This is a genomic window from Staphylococcus sp. EG-SA-2, assembly GCF_017152085.1.
Genome location: NZ_JACYHC010000065.1, coordinates 1 through 8608, shown reverse-complemented (window position 1 = coordinate 8608; position 8608 = coordinate 1). Strand labels below are relative to the sequence as shown.

At 32.5% G+C, this 8608-nt stretch carries 7 protein-coding genes; 2 read left to right on the top strand and 5 right to left on the bottom strand.

Translation table 11 applies throughout. From position 1 onward, the window contains the following. Together nagE and IDG60_RS00525 are read right to left on the bottom strand one after the other, a co-directional pair. Nucleotides 1–1268: N-acetylglucosamine-specific PTS transporter subunit IIBC (gene nagE / locus IDG60_RS00530; RefSeq protein WP_206160358.1), on the bottom strand; the 1268-nt coding region annotated here is incomplete at its 3' end. Between the two features lie 127 nt (nt 1269–1395). Then, nucleotides 1396–2013, bottom strand: coding sequence for a lysophospholipid acyltransferase family protein (locus tag IDG60_RS00525; protein ID WP_000287588.1), 618 nt, complete (start codon nt 2011–2013; stop codon nt 1396–1398). A gap of 171 nt (nt 2014–2184) precedes the next feature. Here IDG60_RS00525 and IDG60_RS00520 point away from each other — a divergent pair, with 171 nt between their 5' ends. Continuing rightward, on the top strand, nt 2185–3459 hold the full coding sequence (locus IDG60_RS00520) for a S1C family serine protease (protein WP_001279338.1): 1275 nt from the start codon (nt 2185–2187) through the stop codon (nt 3457–3459). A gap of 93 nt (nt 3460–3552) precedes the next feature. Here IDG60_RS00520 and tyrS read toward each other — a convergent pair whose 3' ends face one another. Next, nucleotides 3553–4815, bottom strand: a complete 1263-nt coding sequence (gene tyrS / locus IDG60_RS00515; RefSeq protein ID WP_000186029.1) for a tyrosine--tRNA ligase — start codon at nt 4813–4815, stop codon at nt 3553–3555. A 381-nt stretch (nt 4816–5196) separates the two neighbouring features. On the opposite strand from tyrS, the gene IDG60_RS00510 reads away from it, so the two are divergent. Further along, a complete protein-coding gene (locus tag IDG60_RS00510) occupies nt 5197–6102 on the top strand; it encodes a transglycosylase domain-containing protein (RefSeq protein WP_000184370.1) in 906 nt (301 codons plus the stop codon). Here the strand turns inward: IDG60_RS00510 and IDG60_RS00505 are convergent. Both IDG60_RS00505 and harA read right to left on the bottom strand, forming a co-directional pair. Continuing rightward, nucleotides 6082–6174: a hypothetical protein gene (locus tag IDG60_RS00505; RefSeq protein ID WP_031761401.1), complete on the bottom strand. Its 93-nt coding sequence runs from the start codon at nt 6172–6174 to the stop codon at nt 6082–6084. The two genes, IDG60_RS00510 and IDG60_RS00505, sit on opposite strands and share 21 nt — an antisense overlap. A gap of 130 nt (nt 6175–6304) precedes the next feature. After that, on the bottom strand, nt 6305–8608 hold a 2304-nt coding region (gene harA, locus IDG60_RS00500; RefSeq protein ID WP_206160357.1), incomplete at its 5' end, for a haptoglobin-binding heme uptake protein HarA.

Sequence of the window (8608 nt, the reverse complement as noted above, 5' to 3'; positions counted from 1 at the left end):
CCTAAACCTTCTAATATTTGTATAGCATGTTGATGATATTTACTTTGTTTAATATCATTTTCACCAGGAGCAATATTATCTTTTACAACTGTTGGATCAACTAATTCATTTTCACCTCTACCAATCGTATTCAAGTTAAATACTTGGATTACTACACGGAAAATCACATAGTATAAGATGAAAAATACAACACCTTGAACAAGCAACATCAATGGATGATTTGATACTGGATTAATTAGTGATAACACATAATCTATCAAACCTGCACTAAATGAAAATCCAGCTGTCCAATGGAATGTAGCTGCGATAAATAAAGATAATCCTGTTAATAACGCATGAACAACATATAAGATTGGCGCAACAAACATAAATGCAAACTCAATCGGCTCTGTAACACCAACGAAAAATGCTGCAACTGAACTCGCTAGGAACCAACCGTAAACTTGTTTTTTCTGAGTCGTTTTAGCTGTATGATACATTGCTAACGCAGCCGCTGGAATACCGAACATCATGATTGGGAAGAATCCCGCTTGATAGCGTCCTGTAATACCTTTTATAGCATCTTTGCCACTTTGGAATTTACCAATATCATTAATACCAATCGTATCAAACCAGAACACACTATTCAGTGCATGATGTAATCCTGTAGGAATTAATAATCTATTGGCAACACCATATATGAAAGCTCCAAACGATCCTAAACCGACTATAGATTCACCAAATTTTACAATCCATGAATAAAGTAGTGGCCATAAGAATAACAATATGACAACTAAAAATGTACAGTAAAATGCAGTCATAATTGGAACTAGACGTTTACCACTAAAAAATGATAATGCTAATGGTAATTCTGTTTCACTAAACTTATTGTATGCATAGGCTGCTATTAAACCTATTACAATACCAACAAAGACATTGCCATTATTCATCTTTTCAAAAGCTGAATTTATTTCCGAAGCTTTCATTCCTAATAAAGGCGCTAATTTCATTGGTGATAATACAACTGTAACTAAAAAATATCCTAACGTAGCTGCAAGCGCGACTGCACCATCATTTTTCTTTGCCATTCCTATAGCTACACCAATTGCAAATAAAATACCTAATTGCTCTAAAATCGTAGTACCTACCGTAGTAAAGAACATTGCGATTTTCGGCGTCGCATGAAGTGCATTTAACGTATTACCAATTCCGGCAATAATTGCTGCAGCCGGTAAAATGGCAACTGGTAACATTAACGAACGCCCTAAATTTTGGAAAAATTTATACATTGAATGTCATCCTTCTTAAAATAAGGTAGAAATATAAAGATTACTAATGTAACTAGAATAACTACTTCGATACTCCGTTATAGTCACCTAGGCATACTAACCAGCTATATTTCTACCTCAAGTTATTTTATAAACTTTTTACAATTTCATGCAATTCTTGTTGTAACTTTGCTGTTCGTGTTTCAATCTCTTTTGTAATGTAATCGATACGCTCGTTTCGTTTTAAATCTTTAGGTAAATCGTTAATATCGATTGGTTTACCAATATTTATGTATGCTTGTCCTGTTAAAAGACCATGAATCTTAGTAGGACCAACATAAGCAACAGGTAATATTGGTGACTTACTTAACATTGCAATTGTTGAAGCACCACGTTTCAATGGTGCACCTTCTTGCGATGTGCGAGAACCTGTTGGGAAGATACCAACTGTCTTATTATCTTTCAACAAATTGATTGGGCGTTTTAAAGTACTAGGTCCTGGATTTTCACGATCTACAGGAAATGCATTTAAAGACGTTAAAAATTTACCAATCCATTTATTTTTGAATAATTCTTTTTTAGCCATATAATGAATTTGATTAGGATATAATGCCATACCTAGCATAATAACTTCGTTATAACTTTCATGCGTACAAGTTACGACATATTTACTATCCTTAGGAATATTATCTTTACCGATTACGTATAATGATTTTGACATTTTAACTAAAATGAAATTCAAAATCTTACTAATCACTGAATACATTGTGCCACCTACTTAACTTATTTGTTTATAACAACTAGATTTTATCACTATATTTTTACTAGAACAAGATAGTCTGAAAATACATCTAAAGTTGTATAGTGTATTACTAGCAATAATTATAAAAAAAAGACATAATTAAAGCATATATAAATCATATAATGGAGGTTAAGTATGTCAGATTTTAATCATACAGATCATTCTACAACAAACCATAGCCAAACACCTAGATACAGAAGACCTAAATTTCCATGGTTTAAAACAGTCATCGTTGCATTGATTGCTGGAATTATTGGTGCACTTCTAGTACTTGGTATAGGCAAAGTATTAAATAGTACAATTTTAAATAAAGATGGTTCAACTGTTCAGACAACAAATAATAAAGGTGGCAATCAATTAGACGGTCAAAGCAAGAAATTCGGTACCGTTCATGAAATGATAAAATCTGTCTCCCCTACAATTGTTGGAGTTATTAACATGCAAAAAGCATCAAGTGTAGACGACTTATTAAAAGGCAAATCATCTAAACCATCTGAAGCTGGAGTAGGTTCAGGTGTTATCTATCAAATAAACAACAATTCAGCTTATATCGTTACAAACAATCATGTTATTGATGGCGCAAATGAAATTAGAGTCCAATTACATAATAAAAAACAAGTTAAAGCGAAATTAGTTGGTAAAGATGCAGTAACTGATATTGCTGTACTTAAAATTGAAAATACAAAAGGTATTAAGGCGATTCAATTTGCCAACTCTTCAAAAGTACAAACTGGCGATAGCGTATTCGCAATGGGTAACCCATTAGGATTACAATTTGCTAACTCTGTAACATCTGGTATCATTTCAGCAAGCGAACGTACGATTGACGCTGAGACAACTGGTGGCAATACAAAAGTTAGCGTTCTTCAAACAGATGCTGCTATTAACCCAGGTAACTCAGGTGGCGCATTAGTAGATATTAATGGTAATTTAGTTGGTATTAACTCAATGAAAATTGCTGCGACACAAGTTGAAGGTATCGGGTTTGCTATTCCAAGTAATGAAGTTAAAGTAACAATTGAACAACTTGTAAAACATGGTAAAATTGACCGCCCTTCGATTGGTATTGGTTTAATTAATTTGAAAGATATTCCTGAAGAAGAGCGCGAGCAACTTCATACTGATAGAGAAGACGGTATTTATGTCGCCAAAGCTGATAGTGATATTGATCTTAAAAAAGGTGATATTATTACAGAAATTGATGGCAAGAAAATTAAAGATGATGTTGATTTAAGAAGCTATTTATATGAAAATAAAAAACCTGGTGAATCAGTCACTGTTACCGTTATCCGTGATGGTAAAACAAAAGAAGTTAAAGTGAAATTAAAACAACAAAAAGAACAACCAAAACGTCAAAGCCGATCAGAACGTCAATCACCTGGCCAAGGCGATAGAGATTTCTTTAGATAATTTACAGACAGAAAAGTACATTAAGAGCCTACTCATTACATTCTTAGGAATGAATATGAGTAGGCTCTAATTTATTTAGCTATGCAATTATATTTATTGATAGTTAACCATGAAGTATTTTTTCTTACCGCGACGAATAATCGTAAATTCGCCATCAATTTTATCTTCTGGTGCTAAAGCATAATTAACATCTTGTTGTCTCTCACCATTAATATAAATCGCACCATTGTTAACATCTTCACGTGCTTGTCGTTTAGAAGGAGAAATGCCTGTTTCAATAAGGACTTCAACGATATTTGTTGTGTCATTTGATAATGTCACTTGAGGCACATCTTTAAATCCATCTTTTAATTCTTTCGCTGATAATGATTTTAAATCACCACTAAATAATGCTTGTGAAATACGGATTGCATCATTTAATGCATCTTCACCATGAATAAATTTAGTTACTTCTTCAGCTAATGTTTTTTGAGCTTCACGTAAATGCGGTGCTTCATTTTTAGATTGTTCTAAGCGATCAATTTCTTCTTTTCCTAAGAAAGTAAAGTATTTTAAGAATTTAATTACATCTTCGTCTGATTGATTAATCCAGAATTGATAAAATTCATAAGGACTTGTTTTTTCAGCATCTAACCAAACAGCACCTGACTCAGACTTACCAAATTTCTTACCATCTGATTTAGTTACAAGCGGAATAGTTAAACCGTATGCGTCTGTTTGACCATACATACGACGCATTAATTCAATACCACTTGTGATATTACCCCATTGATCTGATCCACCTACTTGAATCTTACAATTCAATTCTCTATTCAAATGACCGAAATCAATAGCTTGTAAAATCGTGTATGTGAATTCTGTATATGAAATACCATGTTCTAAACGACTTTGGATTGAATCTTTACCTAACATGTAATTAACGCCGACGTGTTTACCATAGTCACGTAAAAAGCTAATTAATGAGATTTGTCCTAACCAGTCTCTATTATTAACAAGCACTGCACCATGGTCTGTTCCAAATTCAAAAATATTGTGCATTTGCTTACTAATACCTTCGATATTTTTATCTACTTGTTCTTCTGTTTGTAGCACACGTTCTTCTGATTTACCTGATGGATCACCAATCATACCTGTACCACCGCCAATTAAAACGATAGGACGATGTCCATGTTCTTGAAAACGTCTTAATGTTAAGAATGGTAGTAAGTGACCAATATGTAAACTATCTGCCGTTGGATCGGCACCGCAGTATAACGTCACTTGTTCTTTATTTAATAAATCTTCAATACCTTGTTCATCAGTTTGTTGATAAATAAGACCTCTCCATTTTAAATCTTCAATTAATACATTCGTCATTATTATTTCCTCCTATTTATAATTATTTATTGAATACTTGTTAAAATACTTTAAAGTTTTTTGAACGTAAAAAAAACCCTTACAACAAATATGTAAGGGCGCGATTGCACGTTACCACCAAACTTAAACATAATCATAAGATAATGTTCACTCTATTAATGATACGTTCATTAATAAACGTAGGACATGTTAGTTATAAAGGTGTATTCATATTATTAAAAACACTAGTTCACAGCGACCACTAGCTCTCTGATGATTTCAAATAATATTACTTGTCCTTTTATCCTATTCTTTATGCATTTTCCCTAATTATAATTAACGTTAAAATAAAAGTCAAATTGCTTAAATATGGTATACTATACGTAATTTAGGAGGTTAAAGATGACGAATCAAGACAACAATCATCAATTGAATCATCGTATATATCATTTTGAAAAGATATATAAAGCTATCAAACATGTCATTGTTTTTATATTTATGATTTTCATTGCCATCGTTGCTATCGCTGTGATTGCGATGTCTTTATATTTTCATCATTTAACTAAAACGTCCGACTCATTATCAGATGATGCTTTAATAAAAAAAGTTCGACAAATACCTGGCGATGAATTATTAGATCATAATAACAAAAATTTATTATATGAGTATAACCATTCTCAAAACTCACTCATTATAGGCCCTAAAACATCAAGTCCAAATGTCATTAAAGCATTAACATCATCTGAAGACACTTTATTTTATAAACATGATGGCATCTTACCAAAGGCGATTTTAAGAGCAATGATACAAGATATTTTTAATACTGATCAAAGTTCAGGTGGTAGCACAATTACACAACAACTTGTTAAAAATCAAGTTCTTACCAACGAAAAAACATATAGTAGAAAAGCAAATGAACTTCGCCTAGCAATTAGATTAGAACACCTACTCTCAAAAGATGAAATTATATATACATATTTAAATATAGTTCCCTTCGGTAGAGATTATAATGGCGCTAATATTTCCGGAATTGCATCCGCTTCATATAGTTTGTTTGGTATTCCACCAAAAGATTTATCAATTGCACAATCTGCATACCTTATCGGTTTGTTGCAAAGCCCTTATGGCTATACACCCTACGAAAAAGATGGAACGTTAAAATCGGATAAAGATTTGAAATATAGTATTCAAAGACAACATTATGTATTAAAGCGTATGTTAATCGAAGATCAAATCACTGAAAAAGAATACAACGACGCATTAAAATATGATATTAAATCACATTTGTTAAATCGAAAAAAGCGTTAATTGATGCTCACTTTTTAAAGTAACCACAACAATGCATCCAAATATTAAAAACAGCAGTAAGATTATTTTCAATTAGAAAATTTCTCACTGCTGTTCTTTTTATTTACTCTAAAGGAAAGCCATTAAACCAATCAATAGTTTATAAATTAATTGCTTTCACATTGTTTACAAAGTTAACCATACATATGCTATATTTAGTTAATTATTTAGATTCTTTTCTGAATTTAGGAATGAATAAAGCTAACATACCTAATAACGCATATAAGCCCCACCATGATTGGCTTGAAGTTGTTTCTCCAGTTTTTGGTAGCATTTTAGATTGACTAAGTTTGTTTTCTTTCGATGGTGTGCCGGCTTTTTCTTTTGTTTTCACTGTTTTATCTACAGTTTTATGAATATCACTCGGCAGATGTTCAGTTGTTTTTTTGTCAGTAACTTTGTCTGTATTATTATAATTTTGTTTCACTACGTCAAGCTTTGCTGCTTTTCCAGTATGATTATTTTTATCGGCAATATGAGCAAGCTGTATGACTTTGTCTTTATTTTTATTAGAGTCTTTATCAGTATCGACATTCGATGACATACCAACGCTATTATCCACATTTCTATCAGTATCTTTGGCAATTTGAGTATCCATTTCTTTTAAATCATACTTATCGAAGTGATTATTATCCGACATATCGGATAAATGATCAACATCATGTTGCACATCTTTATCAATATTATTATCAGCATCTTTAACCACGTCAGACTCTGGTTCTATCACATCTGCTTTATCAGACGCATCTTTAGGATTTGTTGCAGTGCTGCTATTTTCAGCTACATCTGTATCAGCAACCTTACCTTCTTGTCCTGTTTGTACATTTAGCGGTTCACTCGTGTTATTTTGTGATGTATCATCATCTTTTGTATTGATATCCTGATTTATAATTCTGACATGATATTGACCTTCATAACCAATGTTTGCCACAACGACTTTAACAATCGCATTGTAAACTGCTTTGTCAGGTATATATGGGAAAATCAACGTTCTAGAATTATTTTTAGGATCTTTAGAAACAGTAGTGACACGTTTACCTTCTACAATTAAATCTTTCCAGTAACTGTCATCCTTTGTTTTCATCACTACATATTTTTGACCATTTAAAGTTGCTGTATAGAATGGATGTTCAACAAAGCCGTCCATAACTGACTCACTATTTTCTTCACTTTCAAAAACAACAAAATGCGCTTCTTGTAAATCTGTTAATTGATCATTTGTAGGTGTAACATTTTCAAATTCCGTCACTGCTGATTTAACCTGATCAGCTAACTCTACTCTAGTTTGATCTAATTTCTTTTTATATTCCGCCTTATATTTTTCTGGCAATTTCTCTTGTAATTTTTCTAATTCATAAACTTGTCTTTCTAACGTTTTAGCTTTGTGATACGGAGCTAATAATTTTTGTAAATTGTATGTTTCCTCATCCACATAGTCGTCTGGGTTATTAGTAATAGGCTGTGCAAAGACCATTAGCGTATAATCATAGTCTTCATGGATGTTCTCACCATATTCAATAGATGACACAATTTTAACGTCTCTCGTACCATTAGATACTGGGAAACGAATATAGGCATAATCTTTATCAGAATCATATGATACTAATTCGACTGGTAACTTTTTGTCACCTTCATAAACTTCAAATTTCTTCCATGTTGAAGCTGTCTTTAAACCTAACTCAATTACTGGACCTGTTTTTGTAAAAATGACAGTTGCTGGTTCAACAGTACTAGCATAATGATAGAACTGTCTTTCACCTTTATCATTTTTCATTTGAAAATCAATTGGTCGCCAATTATCAGCTGTATGTTCTTTATCGATGATAGCCGGGTTTTTAATTGCATCTTGTAGTGATTCATCTGCTGGTGGATACTGTTGATTAACATCCGACTGATTACTTGACTCATTCGTTTTATCGTTAGTATTACCATTAGAATTTGTTTCATGAGCTGGTTGGCTTGACGCTTGATCTGCATTCGCTGACGATTTTGGTTGTGCAGGTTGACTCATATTTGTCGTTGCCTGCGGTTGATTATTAGCATTGTTGGTCGTTGATGTATTTTGATTAGATGTATTCGTGTTTGTTTGATTACTTGCGTCTGAACTTGATTGATCATTCGTTACTACTGCATCATTTGTATCTGATTTCACAAGTGAAGGATCGTTATAAATAGGTTTAGCAAATACTAATTTAGTATAATCATAATTTGTTTCTTCTCCATCATCAATTTGAGTCGAAGAAACAATTTTCAATTCTTGTGTGCCATCTGAAACTGGGAATCGAATATAGGCATGGTCTTCTGGTACAGGACTATATGATACAAGTCTCACTGGTAATTTTTGATTGTTTTCATAGACTTCAAACTTTTTCCATGTTGAAGCAGTATTGATGTCTAATTCAACTTCTGCTTTCTTTTTAGTGTAATACACATCTGCTGGATCTTTGATGCTGAAAAAGTGATAGTA